General features: G+C 60.2%; 18 protein-coding genes. 8 read left to right on the plus strand and 10 right to left on the minus strand.

The window, feature by feature from the left end:
• Positions 1-412: 412 nt before the first annotated feature.
• Entirely contained in the window at positions 413-1,330 is a 918-nt protein-coding gene (gene metR / locus ACOZK9_RS10945; RefSeq protein WP_058412726.1) for a transcriptional regulator MetR, read from the minus strand.
• Positions 1,331-1,512: 182 nt separating this feature from the next.
• Here metR and ACOZK9_RS10950 point away from each other — a divergent pair, with 182 nt between their 5' ends.
• Positions 1,513-2,532 (plus strand): alpha/beta fold hydrolase, encoded by a 1,020-nt coding sequence (locus ACOZK9_RS10950; RefSeq protein WP_058412725.1) that lies wholly within the window; start codon positions 1,513-1,515, stop codon positions 2,530-2,532.
• Between the two features lie 79 nt (positions 2,533-2,611).
• The gene (locus ACOZK9_RS10955) at positions 2,612-3,265 is read left to right on the plus strand and encodes a DsbA family oxidoreductase (protein ID WP_421555836.1); all 654 of its coding nucleotides are present in this window, start codon (positions 2,612-2,614) and stop codon (positions 3,263-3,265) included.
• 43 nt (positions 3,266-3,308) lie between these two features.
• Here the strand turns inward: ACOZK9_RS10955 and ACOZK9_RS10960 are convergent, their stop codons facing one another.
• On the minus strand, positions 3,309-4,094 hold the full coding sequence (locus ACOZK9_RS10960; RefSeq protein WP_421555837.1) for a MipA/OmpV family protein: 786 nt from the start codon (positions 4,092-4,094) through the stop codon (positions 3,309-3,311).
• A gap of 241 nt (positions 4,095-4,335) precedes the next feature.
• Between ACOZK9_RS10960 and ACOZK9_RS10965 the strand changes: the two genes are divergently transcribed.
• From ACOZK9_RS10965 to ACOZK9_RS10990, 6 genes are read left to right on the plus strand one after another with little or no spacing between them, the layout of a single operon-like run.
• The gene (locus tag ACOZK9_RS10965) at positions 4,336-5,037 is read left to right on the plus strand and encodes an MtnX-like HAD-IB family phosphatase (RefSeq protein WP_421555838.1); all 702 of its coding nucleotides are present in this window, start codon (positions 4,336-4,338) and stop codon (positions 5,035-5,037) included.
• Positions 5,030-6,424, plus strand: a complete 1,395-nt coding sequence (locus ACOZK9_RS10970) for an aspartate aminotransferase family protein (RefSeq protein WP_058412721.1) — start codon at positions 5,030-5,032, stop codon at positions 6,422-6,424. Before ACOZK9_RS10965 ends, ACOZK9_RS10970 begins: the two co-directional genes overlap by 8 nt.
• Positions 6,421-7,302 carry an alpha/beta hydrolase gene (locus tag ACOZK9_RS10975; protein ID WP_058412720.1) on the plus strand — a complete coding sequence of 294 codons (882 nt, stop codon included), beginning with the start codon at positions 6,421-6,423 and terminating at the stop codon, positions 7,300-7,302. Before ACOZK9_RS10970 ends, ACOZK9_RS10975 begins: the two co-directional genes overlap by 4 nt.
• Before the next feature lie 9 nt (positions 7,303-7,311).
• Positions 7,312-8,436 carry a GNAT family N-acetyltransferase gene (locus ACOZK9_RS10980; protein ID WP_421555839.1) on the plus strand — a complete coding sequence of 375 codons (1,125 nt, stop codon included), beginning with the start codon at positions 7,312-7,314 and terminating at the stop codon, positions 8,434-8,436.
• Positions 8,436-10,214 (plus strand): sensor histidine kinase, encoded by a 1,779-nt coding sequence (locus ACOZK9_RS10985; protein ID WP_122249382.1) that lies wholly within the window; start codon positions 8,436-8,438, stop codon positions 10,212-10,214. The genes ACOZK9_RS10980 and ACOZK9_RS10985 overlap by 1 nt, the downstream gene beginning before the upstream one ends.
• Positions 10,204-11,601 (plus strand): sigma-54-dependent transcriptional regulator, encoded by a 1,398-nt coding sequence (locus tag ACOZK9_RS10990; RefSeq protein WP_122249383.1) that lies wholly within the window; start codon positions 10,204-10,206, stop codon positions 11,599-11,601. Before ACOZK9_RS10985 ends, ACOZK9_RS10990 begins: the two co-directional genes overlap by 11 nt.
• A 72-nt stretch (positions 11,602-11,673) precedes the next feature.
• Here the strand turns inward: ACOZK9_RS10990 and ACOZK9_RS10995 are convergent, their stop codons facing one another.
• From ACOZK9_RS10995 to glpD, 8 genes are all read right to left on the minus strand, one after another.
• On the minus strand, positions 11,674-12,012 hold the full coding sequence (locus ACOZK9_RS10995) for a GlpM family protein (protein ID WP_099236772.1): 339 nt from the start codon (positions 12,010-12,012) through the stop codon (positions 11,674-11,676).
• Positions 12,012-13,361: a two-component response regulator AauR gene (gene aauR / locus ACOZK9_RS11000; protein WP_421555840.1), complete on the minus strand. Its 1,350-nt coding sequence runs from the start codon at positions 13,359-13,361 to the stop codon at positions 12,012-12,014. Before aauR ends, ACOZK9_RS10995 begins: the two co-directional genes overlap by 1 nt.
• Positions 13,358-15,259 (minus strand): two-component sensor histidine kinase AauS, encoded by a 1,902-nt coding sequence (aauS, locus tag ACOZK9_RS11005; RefSeq protein ID WP_421555841.1) that lies wholly within the window; start codon positions 15,257-15,259, stop codon positions 13,358-13,360. Before aauS ends, aauR begins: the two co-directional genes overlap by 4 nt.
• 289 nt (positions 15,260-15,548) lie before the next feature.
• Positions 15,549-16,283, minus strand: a complete 735-nt coding sequence (locus ACOZK9_RS11010) for an amino acid ABC transporter ATP-binding protein (RefSeq protein ID WP_421555842.1) — start codon at positions 16,281-16,283, stop codon at positions 15,549-15,551.
• Positions 16,280-16,951 carry an amino acid ABC transporter permease gene (locus ACOZK9_RS11015; RefSeq protein ID WP_058412712.1) on the minus strand — a complete coding sequence of 224 codons (672 nt, stop codon included), beginning with the start codon at positions 16,949-16,951 and terminating at the stop codon, positions 16,280-16,282. The genes ACOZK9_RS11010 and ACOZK9_RS11015 overlap by 4 nt, the downstream gene beginning before the upstream one ends.
• Positions 16,951-17,697, minus strand: a complete 747-nt coding sequence (locus ACOZK9_RS11020) for an amino acid ABC transporter permease (protein ID WP_058412711.1) — start codon at positions 17,695-17,697, stop codon at positions 16,951-16,953. The genes ACOZK9_RS11015 and ACOZK9_RS11020 overlap by 1 nt, the downstream gene beginning before the upstream one ends.
• Before the next feature lie 194 nt (positions 17,698-17,891).
• Positions 17,892-18,818, minus strand: coding sequence for a glutamate/aspartate ABC transporter substrate-binding protein (locus tag ACOZK9_RS11025; RefSeq protein ID WP_058412710.1), 927 nt, complete (start codon positions 18,816-18,818; stop codon positions 17,892-17,894).
• A 667-nt stretch (positions 18,819-19,485) separates the two neighbouring features.
• Positions 19,486-21,024 (minus strand): glycerol-3-phosphate dehydrogenase, encoded by a 1,539-nt coding sequence (gene glpD / locus ACOZK9_RS11030; protein WP_058412709.1) that lies wholly within the window; start codon positions 21,022-21,024, stop codon positions 19,486-19,488.
• Positions 21,025-21,172: the final 148 nt, after the last annotated feature.

Raw genomic sequence — 21,172 nt, forward strand, 5'->3', positions numbered from 1 at the left:
TCCTCGCCCCACCACTCGGCACCTCGCTATGGCTCGGTGTGCCCGCCCGCAGGCTTGAATCCGTGGGCCGCCGCGATGGGCCATCCTTGGCCCAGCGCGGCTAACCCGGCGTCCTGCCGGGTTACCCACGGATTCAAGCCTGCGTGCGGCCATCGTGGTTTAACGGGGCGCTTCTCAGATCAAGATCACAAAGATCAAAGGCAAGAGCACGGCGGCCTGAAAGCCGACCTGAGTGGTTGAAGCAGATCAAAAGAGGGTTTTGCATCACAGCAGATCTGTTTTTTTTTGCTTTCTGTGGGAGGGGGCTTGCTCCCGATAGCGGTGTGTCAGATAAATATTTTTCAACTGACCCACCGCAATCGCGAGCAAGCCCGCTCCCACAGGTTGATCCCGTTTGGCTTGGGGTTCTTCCTCAGCGCACCGCGCTCACCCCGTCCAGTGTCGAAAATGAGGTGTCCTTCGCCGTCAGCAAAAAATCACGCATGTACGGCGCGTCCAGCATGTCGGCACGAATGCCCGCGTACAGCGTCGCAAACAAGCCCTTCTCGCCCAAACGCTTGGCCTTCACATACCCGCGCGAGCTGTATTCATGCAGCGCCCAATGCGGCATACCGCACACACCACGCCCGCTGGCCACCAGTTGCATCATCATCACCGTCAGTTCCGACGTGCGCACCTGCGCCGGTTCCACGTCGGCGGGTTCCAGAAAACGCGTGAAAATATCCAGGCGGTCGCGCTCCACCGGGTAAGTGATCAAGGTTTCGGTAAGCAAGTCTTCGGGCACGATATACGACTTGTTCGCCAACGCATGCTGGTTGGCCACCGCCAACATGGCCTCGTAGGTAAACAGCGGCACATAGGTGATACCGGGCAGTTCCTGCGGGTCGGACGTCACCACCAAGTCCAGATCGCCACGCGCCAATGCCGGCAATGGCGCAAAAGCGAAACCGGACGCCAGGTCCAGCTCGACCTCGGGCCAGGCATCGCGAAACTGGTCGATGGTCGGCATCAGCCATTGAAAGCAGCTATGGCATTCGATGGCCATGTGTAAACGCCCGGCGGTGCCGCCCGCCAAGCGCGCGATGTCACGCTCGGCGCCGCGCAGTAACGGCAACGTGGCGTCGGCCAGTTGCAGCAGGCGCAGGCCGGCGCTGGTAAAGCGTAGCGGCTTGGTTTTACGCACGAACAACTGCATGCCGAGGCGTTCTTCGAGTTCCTTGAACTGGTGGGACAGCGCCGATTGCGTCAGGTGCAGGCGTTCGGCGGCTTCCACCAGGCTGTCGGCTTCGCGCAGCGCGTGCAGGGTTTTGAGGTGGCGTATTTCGAGCACGGGCTCTCCATGAAAGCAATTTGTGACAAGTTCGGATGGCGTGAGTTTGTCTCATGTTGCCAACACTGTCGATCACGACCGCTGGGCACACTTCATCAAACTGTCACACAACTGTGGCAGCGCGCTTGAACAAACTTCATCAGACTCGCGCTCTACTGGGGTTCTGCGTTTCGGTGTTTTCCATGCGTGTGTTGCTTTTACTGGCCGCTTTATTGTTCGGCCTGCCGTCTTTTGCGGCGTCTCGATGTGATGTGAATGTCCCGACTCAAACCGTCGACCTGGATAAGGTGAGCATCGCCTACCAGAGCATCGGCCGTGCGTCCGACCCGGCCTTGCTGCTGGTAATGGGCCTGGGCGGCCAGTTGATCCACTGGCCGGATGAAGTGGTGGTTGCCCTCTGTGAACAAGGCTTTCGGGTGATCCGCTACGACAACCGTGACGTCGGCTTGTCGACCTGGCGCCAAGTGCCTGCGAACGCCAACCTGACCTTTGAAGTGCTGCGCTACAAGCTCGGCCTGCCGGTGTCGGCGCCGTACACGCTGACCGACATGGCCGACGACGCGCTGGGCTTGATGGATGCCTTGCAGGTTCGGCAATTCCACGTGTTGGGCGCGAGCATGGGCGGCATGATCGCTCAGCATATGGCGGCCATGGCGCCGCAGCGGGTCGAGAGCTTGACGCTGATCATGACCAGCTCCGGCGCCGAAGGCCTGCCGGCGCCGAAGGCTGCGCTGCTGCAACTGTTGGCGCGGCGCGGCGCGCCGAATCGTGAGGTGGCGCTGGAACAACAAGCCGACCTGCTGGCAGCCTTGGGCAGCCCGAACGTGAAAGATGATCGCCAGGCGTTGCTGCATCAGGCGGCGCTGTCCTACGACCGCGCGTTCAACCCGGAAGGGGTGAAGCGCCAGATCATGGCGATTCTTGCCGAGCCCAGCCGCGTACCGTTGCTGAACCAACTGCGCGTGCCAACCCTGGTGGTGCACGGTACCGCCGACCCGCTGTTGCCGGTGATGCACGGCGTGCACCTGGCCGCGCATATTCAGGGCAGCCAATTAAAGCTGATTCCCGGCCTGGCCCATCGTTTCCAGGAAGCGTTCAAGGCGCCGTTGCTGGCGGCCGTGTTGCCGTACCTGAAAGCCCATCGCGAAGATGCCGCGCACTGGGCGCAGATTGACTTGGGCGAGCCTTCGAACGTGCTGTGAAGTTGGTGTATGGTGCAACCTTTGTGGCGTGGCTCTGTCAGCAAGAACGCCACCAGAAATGCCAGCGAGGTTGCCCACCATGAGTACTGCCCTGAAAATCGATTTTGTCAGCGACGTGTCCTGCCCTTGGTGCATCATCGGCCTGCGTGGCCTGACCGAAGCGCTCGACCAGCTCGGCAGCGAAGTGCAGGCCGAGATTCATTTTCAACCGTTCGAACTGAACCCGAACATGCCCGCCGAAGGGCAGAATATCGTCGAGCACATCACTGAAAAATACGGCTCCAGCGCCGAAGAATCACAGGCTAACCGTGCGCGTATCCGTGACATGGGCGCCGAGCTGGGTTTTGCTTTTCGCACCGACGGCCAGAGCCGTATCTACAACACCTTCGATGCTCATCGCTTGTTGTATTGGGCCGGCCTTGAGGGCTTGCAGTACAACCTCAAGGAAGCGCTGTTCAAGGCGTATTTCAGTGATGGTCAGGACCCGTCCGACGCTGCGACGCTGGTAAGCATCGCCAAAGGCGTTGGCTTGGACGGCACGCGCGCGGCCGAGATTCTGGCGGGCGATGACTATGCAGCTCAGGTGCGCGAAGAGGAGCAACTGTGGGTCTCGCGCGGTGTGACGTCGGTGCCGACGATCGTGTTTAACGGCCAGTACGCGGTCAGTGGTGGTCAGCCGGTCGACGCGTTTGTCGGCGCGATTCGCCAGATCATCCGCGAAGCCAAGGGCTGAGCCTGCCCCGATCGTTCCTTGCAAGGTGACGCGCAGCATCCGGTCAGTCAAATTTGTAGCTGATCGCGGTCTGCACCTGGCCCTGGTTCACCTCGCCGACCTGTTTGACGATGCTGCTGTTAGCCGCCGAACCGACCAGGTGCGTCCAACTGGCGCTGGTCAACAGCGACCAGTGGCTGGCCAGCGGGAACTCGAAACTCTGCGTCAGCGTGAGGTTCTGGAACCCCGCGCTGGCGTTGTACGCGCGAATACCTGAGGCCGCAGATTCCTTGTCGTCCACCCCGAAAAAGGTCTGCGTCTGGCGGGCGTCGGCAAAGCGTGCGAGCAGGCCGGTGCTGCCGATAATGCCACCACCCAGCGGGTAGCCCAACTCGCCGCCGAGTTTACCCAGCACCCCACTTTGATCACGCCCGCCGCCCACGGCTTGGCCGACTTGCGCGTACACGCGCCAGAAGTCAGCGGGGGCGTACTGAATAAAACCGCCCATTTCGGCCATGTCCGACACGTCGCGCAAACCGCGCAGCGAGCCATTCGCCGTGCGGCCCGGCAGGTAATTGATATAGGGCCCGGCGCTGACGCCGTGGGTAGTGAGTGCGCTCCAGGTCAGGCCATCGTCAGTGCCGAGGCTGACATTGCCCCAGTCCAGATCGAAATAGGGAATCGGCCGTGTTTCGTAGCGGCTGCCGGTGGGGTCGTGCGGTTGATAAGTGAAGCCCGCGCCCACTTCACCCGTAATGCCGTCACCCGTAATGCCGTCAGCCAATACCGTGCCGGGAAAGCCCCAAACCCCCAGTAAGACGGTGAATACAGCCGAAGTGACCTTGAACATGGCGCGGTTTCCTTATCTGAACAAGCGCGCATTCACGCGCGAAGAGCGCCCCTCGCGCAAGCACTCATCTTGTTTGTAGCAGGCTACAAAAATTGTAGCTCCGCCGACACAAATCACCTCGTGAATCCGCCAAAAGCCCAGTCCCGCTGGGCTTTCGCCAGTTGGCACAATGCCTGCTATATCCCTTTTGCAAGCGCACAGAGCGCGTTTTTCTACAAGCCCTCCAACTCAAGGAAAGGCAATGATCCAGTGGCATATCGTGTGTGATTTCGACGGGACCATCACCCCCACCGATGTCATCGACAACGTCCTCCAACGCTTCGCCGGCCCCGAGTGGGAAACCATCGAACAGGAATGGCTGGACGGGCATATCGGTTCACGCGAATGCCTGAGCCGCCAACTGGCGCTGATCAAGGCCACCCCGGCTGAACTGCTGGCGTACTTTGACAGCGTCGAGATCGACCCGGACTTCCCGGATTTCGTTGATCACGTCATGGGCCTGGGCGCGACCATCGAGGTGGTCAGCGACGGCATCGAGCAAGGCATCGCGCGGATCTTGTCGCGCAACTACGTGACCTTGCTGCCGATCCTCGCCAACCGCCTGCGCCAGGTCGACCAGAACAGCTGGCGCATCGACTTCCCGTATGCCAGCGATGCCTGCCGCGCCGCTTCCGGCAACTGCAAGTGCAAATCCACGCCGCGCAACAAGCGCGTGCTGTTGATCGGCGACGGCAAGTCCGACATGTGCGTGGCCTCCACCGCCGACTTCGTCTTCGCCAAAGGCAGCCTCGCCACCTATTGCGAAGCCAACAACATTGCCCACGCGCGCTTCGACACCTTCGCCGAAGTGCCCGCGCTGTTGGCCCAACTGCCTCAGGGCATCGCCGCCAACGCAAACACCTTTACTGCTGCTGACAACCAGGAAATCTTCCACCATGTCTGATACCCGTATCGCCACCGCCGAAGACCAGATTCTTCTGGATAAAGAAGCCAAGTACTGCTCGTACGGCGACACCGTTCACTACATTGAGCCACCGCGTATTTTCAGCCGTTGTGAAGGCTCCTACGTGTGGGACACCGAAGACCAGGCTTACCTCGACCTGCAAATGTGGTACTCGGCGGTTAACTTTGGCTACGCCAACCCGCGCCTGAACAACGCACTGAAACAGCAGATCGACACGCTGCCGCAAATTGCCAGCCAGTACCTGCACAAAGGCAAGATCGAGCTGTCGGAAATGATCGCGGTCGACGCCAAGAAAAAATTCGGCCTCGACGGGCGTGTGCACTTCAACGTCGGCGGGTCGCAGTCGATCGAAGACTCGCTCAAGGTTGTGCGTAACGCCACCAACGGCAAGAGCCTGATGTTCGCCTTCGAAGGCGGCTACCACGGCCGCACGCTCGGCGCCTCGTCGATCACGTCGAGCTACCGCTACCGTCGCCGCTATGGCCACTTCGGCGAGCGCGCGCAATTCATTCCGTTCCCGTACCACTTCCGCGGCCCTAAAGGCATGACCAAAGAAGAATATGGCAGCCACTGCGTGCAGCAATTCGCGCGCCTGTTCGAGACCGAATACAACGGCGTTTGGGACCCGAAAGTCGGCACCAGCGAATACGCAGCGTTCTACGTTGAGCCGATCCAGGGCACCGGCGGCTACGTGATTCCGCCGTTGAATTTCTACCGCGAGCTCAAGCAGGTGCTCGACCAGCACGGCATCTTGATGGTCTCCGATGAAATCCAGATGGGCTTCTACCGCACCGGCAAGCTGTGGTCGATCGAGCACTTCGACGTGCAGCCGGACATCATCGTTTTCGGCAAGGCGCTGACCAACGGCCTGAACCCACTGGGCGGCATCTGGGCGCGTGAAGAGTTGATCAACCCGAAGATCTTCCCGCCTGGCTCGACGCACTCCACCTTCGCCTCCAACCCACTGGGTACGGCGGTGGGCCTGGAAATGTTCAAGATGACCAGCGAAGTCGACTACGGCGCGATGGTCATGGCCAAGGGCAAATTCTTCCTCGAAGGCCTGCAAGACCTGCAGAAGCGCTTCCCGATCATCGGCGACGTCGACGGCCTGGGCCTGGCCCTGCGCTGCGAAATCTGCGGGCCGGACGGCTTCACCCCGGACAAGGCCACCCTGGACTACATGGTCGAGGAAGGCATGAAGGGCGACATGGTAGTAGACGGGCGCAAACTCGGGCTGATCCTCGACGTGGGCGGCTACTACAAGAACGTGATCACCCTGGCGCCGTCGCTGGAAATCAGCTACCCGGAAATCGAACTGGGCCTGAAGCTGCTTGAGCAACTGCTGGTGCGAGCGACTAAACGGTGAAGGCGGCCAACGACGTCGAAATCGACCTGGGTGAAGGTGATGCCGGCTTCGTTCTCGGTGACGGTCCGGTCGGGGTCGTGTTGATTCACGGCCTCACCGGCACGCCGACGGAATTGCGGCAAGTCGCCAAGGGCTTGGCCAAGGCGGGTAACTGCACGGTGTATGTGCCGACCCTGGCCGGGCACTGCGGCGACAACAGCGACTTGCAGGCCACCGGCTGGCTGGACTGGTACGCCGGCGTGCGCAAGACCTTCGTGCAGGTCAAGCAACGCCACGCGCAAGTGTTCGTCGGTGGCTTGTCGATGGGCGCGGTGATGTCGATGTACCTGGCCTCGGAGCATCCGGGCCAGGTTGCAGGCTTGCTGATGTATTCCACCACGCTTAAGTACGACGGCTGGAGCATCAACAAAATGGCGTTCATCACGCCCTTGCTGATCCGCATTCCCTTTGGCGTAAAGCTCTTTCGTTTTACCGAGAAACCGCCCTACGGCATCAAGAACGAGCGCCTGCGCGCGATCGTCGAGCGGCAAATGAAAGAAGGCGAGAGCAGCGCAGCGGGCTTGTTGACGATGGAAGGCGTAACGGTGCGCGAGTTGCACTGGATGAACGCCGAGGTCAAGAAACGCATGCCTTCAATCAATGTGCCGGCGTTGGTGTTGCACTCCATCGAGGACGACATTACCAGCCGCTGGAACGCCGATTACGTGGAGCGCCATCTTGGCGGGCCGGTGACCAAGATCCTGTTGGACAACTGCTACCACATGATCACGGTCGACCTGCAATACCGCCGGGTCATCGAGTTGAGCGCTGAGTTTATCGAACAGCATGCCGCTGTTATCCAGGTTGCAGAAGACTATCGACAGCGGGCATTAGCCTAAGGACGCTACGTGATCACCGCCCAAGCCTTCTCGACTATCCGGGCCATCCAGCGCAGTGCCTGGAACGACTGTTTTCCCGGAGCCCTGGAGGATTGGGATTTTTACCTGGCCGTGGAAAACGCGGCCATCGATGATTTCAAATGGCGTTACCTGGCGGTTTACGAAGCCGGCACGCTGGTGGCGGTTGCGCCGGCGTTTATCACCCACTATCGCCTCGACACCACGGTGTCGGGTGTCGGCAAGCGCTTTACCGAGCGCCTGGAGCGACTGTGGCCGGGTATTTTACGCTTGCCGTTGTATGCCATCGGCTCGCCCGTCGCCGAGCGTTGCGACGCAGGCGTGGCCAGTCGCGTGCCCGCGGCGCGACGCGCGTTGATGATCAAGCGTTTGCTCAAGGCGGCGCGCCAGGACGCCAGCGAACTGGCCATCGGCCTGGTGGCGGTCAAGGACGTGCCGACGCAAGATTCGCAGTGGGCGGCCATCTGCCGCGCGGCCGGGTTTCAGCGCATGCCAAGCTTGCCCAGCGGTTCGCTCGCAGTACCCTTTGGCTCGGTCGACGCTTACCTGGGTTCGCTGTGCAAGGCGGCCCGCAAGGAACTGCGCCGCAAAATGCGTGCGCCAGGCCCGCGGGTAGAGTGGCGGCGCAACATTGATGACGTGCTGCCTGAGGTGATGCGTCTTTACGCTGACACCCTGAGCCGCTCGGACGTGCAGTTCGAACGCCTGCCGGCCGCTTACTTCACCGGCATTCTTGAGCGGCTTGAAGCGCGCGCCGTGTGTGCGCTGTATTGGGCGGACGAGCGGCTGGTGGCGTTTAACCTGATCCTGCTGGACCAGCACCGCTTGGTCGACAAGGTTTTTGCGCATGACAGTGCGTTCAGTCGCGAGTACAACCTGTACTTTCGCAGTTGGCTAACCAATGTAGGCTACTGTATTGCGCACACTATTCCCGTGTACGAGTGCGGTCAGGCCGGTTACGCCAGTAAACTGCGCCTGGGCTGCGAGTTTAGCGGCAACAGCATGTTCTTCCGCCACCGCAATTGGCTGGTCAACGGCGTGCTCAAACTGGTGAAAATGTACCTCCGACCGGATCGTTCCGACCCTGCCATGGCTGCTGCGATAAGCGAAACCTGATGATCAACAAGCCCCGTCCAAAAGCCCGCCCCTTGGCCATTTCGCGCTGGAGCGTCCAGCGCAAGCTGGTGTTGGCGTTCTGGCTGGTCAGCGTGATACCGACCATGATTGCGGCCGAGTTGGCGGCGACCACGCTGTCGCAGATTTTCGACAGCAACGTGCGTATCTGGCTGCAAGAGTCGACCAAAATCGTCAAGGACGAAATCGGCGACATCCTTCATGACAACGCGCGCATGGCCAAGCTGTTCCTGCGTTACACCAGCCCGCCCACCACCAAGCAAGCCGCCAGGCACGACCGGCTTACGGCTGACATCGCCGATGCGACCGACATTGATGTGGTCGCGCTGATTCGCGTCAGTGACCACAAGGTGGTGTTCAGCACGGCGCCCGACGATATTGTCAAACAGATCAGCGTGACCAGTAATGCGGTGTTGCAGACGGTGGAAGTGGCCGGGGTGACCACGGGCCTGGTGGTCTCGACGTTCGAAACCACCCAAGAGGGCGTGGATTACCTGCTGTTGGTCGCCACGTACCTGGACAGTAGTTTCCTCACCAGCGTGGCCGATGTGCACTCCCTCGACCTGCGCTTATACCTGGCCAACCCTGCGGGCTTTAACGAAATATTCTCGACCCAGCGCTTCGAAAACCACCCGTCGCGTATCCCCAAGGATGTTGAGACGGCCATGCGCAGCACCAAGCAGCCGAGTGAGCAGTTCACCAGCAATTACAGCGGTTTGTATTGGCCGATCTTCAATGACGCAGGCGAGCTGCAAGGGGTGATTTTCAGCGGCTTGTTGCGCCATACCAGCCTCGTGGGGCTGGTCAACCAGAGCAACCTGTTCGTGCTGATTTTTTTGCTCAGCTCGGCGTTGTCGCTGGGCGCCGGTGTGCTGGTATCACGGCGCCTGACCAAGCCGCTGCGTGACTTGTCGCAAGGCGTGGACGCGGTGATCTCGGGCAATTATGAGCACCGCGTGTTGGTCAGTGGCGGCGATGAACTGGCGCAACTGAGCAGCACGTTCAACCACATGACCGAGCGTCTGGGCGAGTTGCACCACCTCGAAGCCCAGTTGCGCCGCCGCGATCGCCTGCACGCGCTGGGCGAAGTTGCCATGGGCCTGGCCCACGAAATTCGCAACCCGCTGGGCATTATCAAAACCGCGACCCAACTGTTGCACCGTCGCGCCGACCTGGCAGAAACCGACAAGCGCCACTTGGAATATGTGATCAGCGAAGTCAGCCGCATCAACGACCTGATCACCGAGTTTCTTGACTTTGCCAAACCCAATTCGCCGCTGCGCGTGTTGCAGCCGGCGCGCCCGGTGGTAGAAGAAATTCTCGGCTTCTGCGGCCCCGAGCTGGCCACCCATAACATTGATGCGCACATCGACGACCAGGCGCCCGGTGCGACGATCTATGCGGATGCCAAGCAGTTGAAGCAAGCGTGTCTGAACCTGATTCTCAACGCCATCGATGCAATGCCCGACGGCGGGCGCCTGACCTTGGGCATTCGCAGCGTGGGCAGCAACACGCTGATCAGCATCGCCGACACCGGCCAGGGCATACCGGCGGACATGCTGGAGCGTATCTTTACACCCTTTGTCACCACCAAGGCCTTGGGCACAGGCTTGGGCCTGGCTAAAGTCTATTCGATCATGGAAAGTCACGACGGCAGCATCGAATGCGCCAGTGAGAAAGATGCCGGCGCCACCTTCAGCCTGTACATTCCGGCGCAGGGTGAAGACGACAGCGACGATGAGGAAGGTCATGACGCATAACGTATTGGTAGTCGACGACGAGCCCAAACTCTGTGACTTGCTGTCGTCAGCCCTGAGCCAGAACGGCATTCAGGTGTTTACCGCGAGCAACGGCCTGCACGCGCTCAAGGTGTTGGAGCAGGAAGACATCGACCTGGTGATCAGCGACTGGCGCATGCCCGGCATGGACGGGCCGGCGCTGTTGGCCGAGATCAAAGCGCGCTTTCCGCAGGTGCCGGTGATCGTGATGACCGCCTACAGCACGGTGAAAAACGCCGTGCAATCGATGCGCAACGGCGCCTATGACTACATCGCCAAGCCCTTCGACATCGACGAGCTGGACATCACCGTGGCCAAGGCCCTGCAATTTCGCGACATCCTGCGCGACAACGTGCGCCTGCGTGCCGAGCTTGACCAGCATGCGCAATTCGACAGCCTGGTGGGCGACAGCCCGGCGTTTCGTCGGGTGCTGCAGGCCATCGACTCGGTACGCGACAGCAACGCGACCATCTTGCTGACCGGCGAAAGCGGCACGGGCAAGGAAATGGTCGCCCGCGCTATTCACAAGCACGGTAACCGTGCCGACCAGCCGTTTGTGGCGGTCAACTGTGCGGCGATCCCGGAAGGCTTGCTGGAAAGCGAGATGTTCGGCCATCGCAAGGGCGCCTTTACCGGCGCCGTGGCAGACCGGGTAGGGCGCTTTATGCAGGCCGACAAAGGCACGTTGTTTTTGGATGAAGTGGGCGATATGCCGCTGGCGTTGCAGGCCAAAATTCTGCGCGCGTTGCAGGAGCGGGTGATTGAGCCGGTGGGCGACCCGCGCGAGCGCAAGGTAGATGTGCGGGTGATCGCGGCCACGCATAAAAATCTGCTGGACGCGGTGGCCAACAAAGAGTTTCGCGAAGATTTGTATTACCGCCTGAATGTGTTTCCGATTGAACTGCCGGCCCTGCGCGAGCGCGCGGAGGATATTGCGCCGCTGGCCCGCCACTTCGCCCAGACGCTGAGTGCCACTGCGGGTAAACGCATTACCGGGTTTAGCCCGGAGGCATTGCAGGCGATGGCGGCTTACGGCTGGCCGGGGAATATTCGCGAACTGCAAAACTGTGTGGAGCGCGCGACGATTGTGGCGGCAAAGCCGGTGATTGAAGACATCGATTTGCCGGCCTATCTGTTTGCCTCCAGGCCTGCCGAGGGTGGCGCTGCGGCGCTGTTGGGTGACAACCCGAGTGTGCCAGCGGACCTGGATGCAGCGTTGGCGGAGGTTGAGAAAACCTACATTCTGGCCGCATTGAACGAGAGCAACGGCGTGCAGGCTGCGGCGGCGTCGAAGATCGGTATTTCCGAGCGCAGTTTTTGGTATCGGTTGAAGAAGTTGGGCATTCAGGTAGAAAAAATCATCCGCTGATCGTTCCCACGCTAGTTGCCTGGCCCACTGCCATCGGGAGCAAGCCCCCTCCCACCTTTGGATTGGGGCGGGTCAGCTGTGCAGGCGCACCCACACACTCACCAGCAGCGTGGCCGCCATTAACCAGGCCACTGCTGCAACCGCCAGCGACGCTTCAAGGCGCATCCGGTCGACCATCACGTACAGCGTCGCCAGATACACAAAATACGGAATGATCGACCACATCCCGAACACGATGGTGGTCTTCAAATCCTCTATCGAGCGGCCCTTGCCGACGATGTAGTGCGCAATCAACGCAAAGGTCGGAAACAGCGGCACCAGCCCTGCGATGTAGTAGTTTTTAGTCTTGGCCAGCGCCGCCAGCACCAACACCACCGCCGCACCGATGGCGGCCTTCAAGAACAGATCCATCAGTGGCTCAACCCATATTTCTTGACCTTGTCGAACAGGGTGGTTTTGGCCATCCCCAATTCCTGGCTGGCTTGCGTCAGGTTGCCGCCGCTGCGTTGCAGGGCGTCGTTGAGCAGGTTGCGCTCGAAGGCTTCGACCGCCTCGGTAAAGGCCAGGCCATGGTTGCTGCTGCCGTTGCCGGTTTTTTTGAAGACCGGCAAGCCCAAGGCAAAACGTTCGGCGACGTTGCGCAGTTCACGCACGTTGCCGGGCCAGTCGTGGCTCATCAGCATCGACACCGTTTGGTTGTCCAACTCAGGCACGCTGCGGTCGAAACGCAAGGACGACTGCTGCAGGAAGTGTTCGAACAACTGCAGGATGTCTTCACGGCGTTCGCGCAGCGGCGGCAATTCCAGGGTCACCACGTTGAGGCGGTAATACAGGTCGCTGCGAAACTGGCTGGCGCGGCTCAGTTCATCGAGGTTGGATTTGGTGGCGGCGATCACCCGGCAATCCACCGCCACGCTCTGGTTTGAACCCAGGCGCTCAAGGGTGCGTTCCTGTAACACGCGCAGCAATTTGATCTGCAGATTGATCGGCATGCTTTCCACTTCATCGAGAAACAGCGTGCCTTGGTGGGCGTGCTCGATTTTGCCGATGCGACGTTTGCCGGCGCCGGTAAAGGCATTGGCTTCGTGGCCAAAAATCTCGCTTTCAAACAGGTTTTCCGGCAAACCGCCGCAGTTCAGGGCGACGAACTGGTGGGAATGGCGGCGGCTGAAATCATGCAGGCAGCGCGCGACCAGTTCCTTGCCAGTGCCGGTCTCGCCTTCAATCAGCACGTTGGCCGAGGTGTCGGCAACGTTGGCGATCAGTTCGCGCAGGTTTTGCATGGCCGGCGAGCGGCCGATGATGCGGCCCTCCAGAGAGTCGCGCTCGGCGAGTCGGCGACGCAGTGACCAGACTTCCCGCGCCAGCCCGCGTTGCTCCAGGGCGCGGCGAGCGACGTCGACCAGGCGCTCGGGCGAGAAGGGCTTTTCCATGAAGTCATAGGCGCCGTTGCGCATGGCGCCGACCGCCATCGAGATGTCGCCATGCCCGGTGATCAGCACCACCGGCAAGCTTTTGTCCAAGGCTTTGAGGCGCGTCAACAGCTCCAGGCCATCGATGCCTGGCAGGCGAATATCGCTGATCACGATGCCCGCAAAGTTTTCGCCGACACGCGTGAGTGCCTCTTCGGCACTGCCCACGCCCACGCTGGGAATGTCTTCCAGCGCCAGCGCTTGTTGGCAGCCGAGCAGCACATGCGGGTCGTCTTCGACGATCAGCACGGTGAGGTCGTCGGTAGAGGCTGTAGTGTCTGTATTCATGTCGACTCAGCTTTTTGAGTGCCCACCAACGGCAGGCACAAGACAAAGGCCGTACCGCCACTGGCCGGGTGTTCCACGGCGAGGTTGCCGCCGGTGGCCGCCGCGAGGCTGGCGGAAAGGGTCAGGCCCAACCCCAGGCCTTGTTCGCCGGGTTTGGTGGTGAAGAACGGTTCGAATAAGTGTTTGCGTGCCTCGGGGGCGATGCCGTGGCCGTTGTCGCGCACGTGCAGGCGGTATTTGCCCTCGGCGCTGTGGCCGTCCAGCCACAGTTGCGGCGCCGGTTGCGCCTGCATCGCGTCGAGGGCGTTGCCGATCAGGTTGACCAGAATCTGCTCCAGGCGCGTCTGGTCGATCTGCAAGTGGGCGTTGGCGAAGTTGCGATGCACGCTCAATGGCAGGCCGTCCAAACGTGGGCCAAGTACCTGGAACGCGGCCTCCACGGCTTTGCCAAGGCTGGCTTCGCCCTGGTCGTCACCGCGCCGGGCGAACGAGCGCAGGCTGGCGGTGATGCGGCCCATGCGGTCGATCAGCTCATTGATGGTTTTGAGGTTGGCGCTGGCGGTATCCAGCGCGCCGCGCTCAAGGAACCGCACGGCGTTGCCCGACAGGGTACGCAGCGCCGCCAGCGGCTGGTTCAACTCATGCGCGATGCTGGTCGACATCTGGCCGATGGCGGCGAGTTTGCCTGCCTGCACCAGCTCGTCCTGGGCGCGGCGCAGGGTTTCTTCGGCCTGCCGTCGTTCACGGATCTGGCCCTTGAGCTGTTCGTTGCTGGCGCGCAGGTCGGCGGTGCGTTCGGCAATCCGACGTTCCAACTGGCTGTTGGCTTCCTGCAAGGCTTCCCGTGCGGCGAGGCGGGTGGCGATGACCTTGCGCCGCTCGTTCCAGGCGATCAGCAAAAAGCCGACCAGGCCAAACGCGACAGCCACCAGAATGCCTTGGTTGATTGCGGCTTGGCGCAGGTCATTGAGCGGCGTCAGCAGGGTGAAGTTCCACGGTGTGTCATTCAGTGGCCGGCTCTGGGCCAAATAGCTCACGGCCTTTTCGTCTGCCACCACTTCACTGTTGGCGGGGAAGGTCAGTTTTTCGGTGCCTGCATTCAGGCGCTCGCGGGCCAGCGGCTCCAGCTCGTTAAGTGTCGCCCAATAATATTGCAGGCTGTGGGCCAGGCGTTCCTTGGTCTCGGCGCTCAACGGGTGCACAGCCTTGAGCCGACGCGCCGGGTCGCTGGAGAGGATGATGATGCCGTTCTCGTCGCTCACGAACGCTTCCAGGCGTGCGCGTTGCCAACGTTCTTCGAGGGCTTCAAGGCGCACTTTGACCACGGCGACGCCGATGATCTTGCCGTGTTCTTCCAGGCCGTGGGCCAGGTAATAGCCGGGTTCGCCGTTGGTACTGCCGATGCCGTAAAAACGCCCGGGCTGGCCGCGTACGGCTTTTTGGAAATAGGCACGAAAGGACAGGTCTTCGCCTTGATAACTGTCGGCATCGCGCCAGTTACTGGTGGCCAGCACGCGGCCGGTGGTGTCCATGACGTAGATGGCCCGACTGCGACTGCGTCGGTTCAGGCCTTCGAGGTAATCGTTAACCGTCTGCCGGGTTTCTTGATTGGGGTCGGCCAGCAGTTTGGAAACGCTGGACTCCAATTCAAGCAGGCTGGGCAAGTAGGTGTATTTGCCGAGTTCGCTTTCGACGGTGCGGGCGTGCAGTTCCAACTGGCGTTCGCCGTTGTCACTGAGGGCGCGGATGCCGTAGTAATCACTGATGCAAAAGCCGATATAACCCAGGCCGACCATCAGGGCGATGATCAGCGGCGGCAGGAACAGTTGGCGAATCAGACGAGGCTTCACGGCAAGTGATGGCGGTGCGGCGCGATAGAGGTTGGGGTCGCATTTCATCACAGATGCCTTGGGTCAACCAGCGCTGCCAGCCTGAGCGTTCCAATGGGGGCAAGCTAATTGTGGGCGCTGGCGTGTATGGCAATGGGTTTTTGTGGGAGTGGGCTTGTGTGGGAGCGGGCTTGCTCGCGATAGCGGTGTGTCAGTCAAAAGATTCATTGGCTGAACCACCGCCATCGCGAGCAAGCCCGCTCCCACACAAGCCCGCTCCCACACAGGCTTGCTACTACACAAGCCCATTCCCACACACGCTCGGTGCCACCATTAGCCCGGTTCCTGCAGCATTGGCTTAGTGCTGCAGGATTTTATCGAGAAATTGCTGCGCGCGTTCGGAGCGGGCGCTGATGTCGCCGAAGAACTCTTCTTTCGGGCAGTCTTCGATGATCTTGCCGGCGTCCATGAAAATCACGCGGTCGGCCACTTTGCGCGCGAAGCCCATTTCGTGGGTCACGCACATCATGGTCATGCCTTCGTTGGCCAGTTGCACCATCACGTCGAGCACTTCGTTGACCATTTCCGGGTCCAGCGCCGAGGTCGGTTCGTCGAACAGCATCACAATCGGGTCCATGGCCAATGCGCGGGCAATCGCTACGCGTTGTTGCTGGCCGCCAGACAACTGGCCCGGGTGCTTGTGGGCGTGTGCCGAGAGGCCGACGCGCTCAAGCAGTTGCAGGCCCTTTTTGGTGGCCTCTTCCTTGCTGCGACCCAGCACCTTGATCTGTGCGATGGTCAGGTTTTCGGTGATGGTCAGGTGCGGGAACAACTCGAAGTGCTGGAACACCATGCCCACGCGTGAGCGCAGTTTCGGCAGGTTGGTCTTCGGGTCGGCGATGGAGGTGCCATCCACCACCACGTCGCCTTTCTGGAACGGTTCCAGTGCGTTGACGCACTTGATCAAGGTGGATTTGCCCGAGCCGGACGGCCCGCACACCACGATCACTTCGCCTTTTTTAACCTCGGTGCTGCAATCGGTCAGCACCTGGAAGTCGCCATACCACTTGTTGATATTCTTGATAGAGATCATACGGCAAACCTTTTTTGCAGACGCTTGACCAGCAGCGAGGCGGAAAAGCTGATGATGAAGTAGACGACACCGGCAAAGATCAGGAACTCATTCGAGCGGCCGATGATGTCGCCGTTGGAGCGGGCGGAGTTGAGGAAGTCCACCAGGCCCACGGTGTAGACCAGCGAGGTGTCCTGAAACAGGATGATCGACTGTTGCAGCAGCAACGGGGTCATCTTGCGGAACGCCTGCGGCAGAATGATCAGGCGCATGGTCTGGCCATACGTCATGCCCATCGCTTGCGCTGCGCCCATCTGGCCCTTGGGAATCGACTGCACGCCAGCCCGCACGATTTCACAGAAGTACGCGGCTTCGAACATCATGAAGGCCACGACGCAGGACGCGAACGCACCGATCGGGGTGTCCTCGCCGGTGATCCAGCGCAACACGAACGGCACCGCCAGGTAGAACCAGGTGATCACCAGCAGCAGCGGGATCGAGCGGAAGTAGTTCACATAGGCGCCGGCCACGCGTGACAGCAGTTTGTTCGACGACAGGCGCATCAGCGCAAGGATCGTACCCAATGCGATGCCGCCGACCACGCCCATGACCATCAACTGCAAAGTCATGACCATGCCGTTCCACAGGCCCGGGATGGCGGGAATGATACCGCTGAAATCAAGTTCCATTATTTACCCCCCACAGAGATCAGGCCGGGCACGGCGACTTTTTTCTCGACCACGCGCATCAGCAACATCAGGCTCATGTTCAGGGTGAAGTAGATCAACGTGGCCAGGGTGAAGGCTTCGAACAGGTTGGCCGAGAACTCGGCGGTCTGTTTGGTTTGCGCCAGCAGTTCCATCAAGCCGATCAAGGACGCCACGGAGGAGTTCTTGAACACGTTGAGAAATTCCGAGGTAAGCGGCGGAATGATGATGCGATAGGCCTGCGGCAGCAGCACGTTCCAGTAGACCTGCGGCAGCTTGAAGCCCATGGCGCGCGCGGCGGACTCTTGACCGCGAGGCAGCGCTTGAATGCCGGTACGCACTTGCTCACAGACGCGCGCGGCGGTGAACAGGCCCAAACACACCACAACGCTCAGGTAGGCCGACGTGGTCGGGTTGAGGTCTTGTTTGTACCAGTCCTGCAGGTTTTGCGGCAGCAGGTCGGGTATCAGGAAGTACCAGATAAACAGCTGAACCAGCAGCGGCACGTTACGGAACAGCTCTACGTAGCAAGTCGCGATGCCCGCTACGAGGCGGTTTGGCACGGTGCGCATGACCCCCAGAATGGAGCCCAGCAGCAAGGCGATAATCCATGCCACCACCGCGATGGCGATGGTCCAGCCCAGGCCGGCGATGTACCAGTCGAGATAGGTCTCGCTGCCAACGCCAGTGGACTTGAAGAATACGCCCCAGTCCCAGTTGTAATTCATTAGGGTCTCCCCTCGAAATCGATCGATGTACAAGCACCCGCTTGGGGAGATCCTTTCCCGCCCGACGGTGAACGTCAGGCACACGCGATCGGCTCGAAAACCGCCAGGTCGAGTGTTCCACAATAAAGCCAGCAGGTAGTCACAAACGCCTGAGGGAACGTTGGCCCCCTCAGGCGATCAGGTTGGATCAGGTGTCAGATTTTTACGTCAGGCGCCGGCTTGTCGCTTGGGTTAGCGATCAGCTCCTTAACCTTGTCACTCATCGGGAAGTTCAGGTTCAGGCCTTTAGGTGGAATCGGGCTTTCGAACCACTTGCTGTAGATTTTGTTGATCTCGCCGGATTTGTAGAGGCCTGCGATGGCGTCATCCACGGCCTTTTTGAACGCTGGGTCGTCTTTACGAACCATGCACGCGTAGGCTTCAAAGGACTGCGGCGTACCGGTGATGACCCAGTCGTCCGGCTTCTTGGCCTTGGCTTCTTCGCCGGCCAGCAGCGCGTCATCCATCATGAAGGCAACAGCGCGGCCGCTTTCGAGCATCTGGAAGGATTCGCCGTGGTCTTTGGCGGAGATGACGTTCATGCCCATCTGCTTGTCGGCGTTCATCGCTTTGATGATGCGCTCGGACGTGGTGCCGGCGGTGGTCACCACATTTTTGCCTTTCAGGTCAGCAAAGTCGGCGTAGGACGGCTTGCCATCCTTGTCTTTCTTGACCAGCAAACGGGTGCCGATTTCGAAGATGTTGGTGGTGAAGTCGACCTGCTGGGCGCGTTCGGCGTTGTTGGTGGTGGAGCCGCACTCAAGGTCGGCGGTGCCGTTCTGGATCAGCGGAATACGCGTTTGCGAAGTGACCAGGTTGTACTTGGCTTTCAGGTCGGGCTTGTTCAGGTCTTTTTTCAGGGCTTCAACGATCGCCAACTGAATGTCGTGGGAGTAGCCCACGGGTTTGCCCGAACCATCCGCGATATACGAAAACGGAATGGAGCTGTCGCGGTGAGCGAGAGTGATGGTGCCGGAGTCGTTGATTTTCTTCAGTGTGCCGGTGAGTTCGGCGGCGAAAACTGGAGTGCTGATCAGAGCAGCAGCGATAGCTGCGCCCAAGATATGGGGAACGATGCGCATCAATACTTCCTCGACATTTATTTTTTTTATGAAGCCGGTTGGCGGCTCTCTTGTGCAACGAATGCCCTAGACGGCTCCTGAGGCGCCTTGAGCAATCGTCAGGAAGTGTAGAGCATGAGTCGTGCCAGACCCGGGCGTTAAGGTTAAGTTGTTGATTTAAATCGAGATTAAATTTTTATTGCGGGGAGTGTTTGATGGTTCGGTCCGGCAAACCGAATAGAGCGATGGGTAGTGTTCGGAAAACCGAATGGCCATGTGCCAGATGTATACACATACAAATGTAGGAGCGCCCATTGCATCTTTGATGTCGCGCTGTCGCGCAGCACTCGCTGCCTCGCAGTGGTTCGGCCATCGTGGTTTAGCGGGGCGCTTCTCAGATCAAAAGCAAAAGCACAGCGGCCTGAAAGCCGACCTGAGTGGTTGAAGCAGATCAAAGGCAGTTTTGCATACACAGCAGATCTGCTTTTGCTTTTTGTGGGAGGGGGCTTGCTCCCGATAGCAGTTTTACAGCTGATACATGAATTGACTGACCCGCCGCCATTGGGAGCAAGCCCCCTCCCACAGTTTGACCACATTCTGCCTGGGAGATTGGGTCGGCGTTCGGGCGGGCCGCTCCGTCGATAGGATGAGGCTTGCTCCCACATTTATGACCTGGTGCGGCCCGGAGTCAGGCCGCTTCGATCTTCGCGCGATTCTGCTCGACCTTGGACAGGTAACGCTCCACGTTGTCCTGCTCTTGCGGTGTGGTGAACAGACCCAGCTTGGTGCGGCGCCACAGCACATCCTGAGGTTGCGTCACCCATTCTTCCGCACACAGGTAATCGACTTCGCGGGTGTACAAACCGCCACCCAAGTGGTCGCCCAAGTCAGCCAACGATTGCACGCCTTCGAGCAAGCGCCAGGTACGGCTGCCGTACGTAGTCGACCAGCGCCGTGCGATTTCGCTCGGCACCCAGTTGAACTTGGCGCGAATCGCATCCGCCAAGGCTTCCGGCGTGGTCATGTCTTCGCCGCCCGGCAGGCTGGCGGTGGCCGTCCAGCTTGGGCGCATCTGCGTGAAGTAGGGTGCCAACTGCGCCATCGCCGACTCGGCGAGTTTGCGGTAGGTGGTCAGCTTGCCGCCGAACACCGACAGGATCGGCGCCTCGCCTGTGCCGCCAGACAGCGACAACGTGTAGTCGCGGGTGATGGCGGATGGGTTGTCCGATTCGTCGTTGCACAACGGGCGCACGCCGGAGTAGGTGTGCACGATGTCGTCACGGCTCACTTGTTTCTTGAAGTGAGCATTGACCACGTTGAGCATGTAGTCGGTTTCACCGTCGGTAATTTCCACTTTCGCCGGGTCGCCGCTGTATTCACGGTCGGTGGTGCCGATGATGGTCAGGTGGTTCAGGTACGGAATGGTGAAAACGATGCGCTGGTCTTCGTTCTGCAGAATGTGCGCGTGCGCACCTTCGTAGAGTTTTGGCACGATCAGGTGGCTGCCCTGGATCAGGCGGATGCCGTACTGCGATTCCAGCTTCAGGTCTTCCTTGATGAACTTGGCGACCCACGGGCCGGCCGCGTTCACCAGTGCCCGGGCGCGGATCGAAAACAGGCTGCCATCGGCGCGTTGCATGTTCATTTCCCACAGGCCGTTGCTGCGGTGAGCGTTGACGCAACGGGTTTGGGTGTGGATATGCGCGCCTTTTTCACGTGCGGCCATGGCGTTGAGCACCACCAGGCGGGCGTCGTCGACCCAGCAATCGGAGTATTCAAAGCCTTTGGTGATTTCGCTTTTGAGCGGGCTGTCAGGGCCGAACTTGAGGCTTTTGGAACCGGCGAGTTTTTCGCGCTTGCCCAAGTGGTCGTACAGGAACAGGCCAGCGCGGATCATCCACGCAGGGCGCAGGTGCGGGCGATGCGGCAGCACGAAGCGCATCTGCTTGACGATGTGCGGGGCCTTGGCCAGCAACACTTCGCGCTCGGCCAACGCTTCACGTACCAAGCGGAACTCGTAATGTTCAAGGTAACGCAGGCCGCCGTGGATCAATTTGCTGCTGGCGGAGGACGTATGGCTGGCCAGGTCGTCCTTTTCGCAAAGGAAAACCGACAACCCGCGACCGGCTGCGTCTGCTGCGATGCCAACGCCGTTGATGCCGCCGCCGATTACGGCAACGTCATAGACTTCGGCAAGCGGTGGGACAGGCAAGGTGGAAGGGTTCATCGGCAATCCTCGCGATCTTATCGTCTTGGAATTCGAACATTAATGTTCATTTGCGAAAATGGTAGCTGATAAATGCGCGCACAGCCACCCAACTTCGATTGAAAAAACTGATCGAAGGGCGGGAAAAGGAAGAATTGTGAACATGAGC

Origin of the sequence: Pseudomonas kitaguniensis (assembly GCF_049199985.1) — a bacterium.
GTDB lineage: Bacteria > Pseudomonadota > Gammaproteobacteria > Pseudomonadales > Pseudomonadaceae > Aquipseudomonas > Aquipseudomonas kitaguniensis.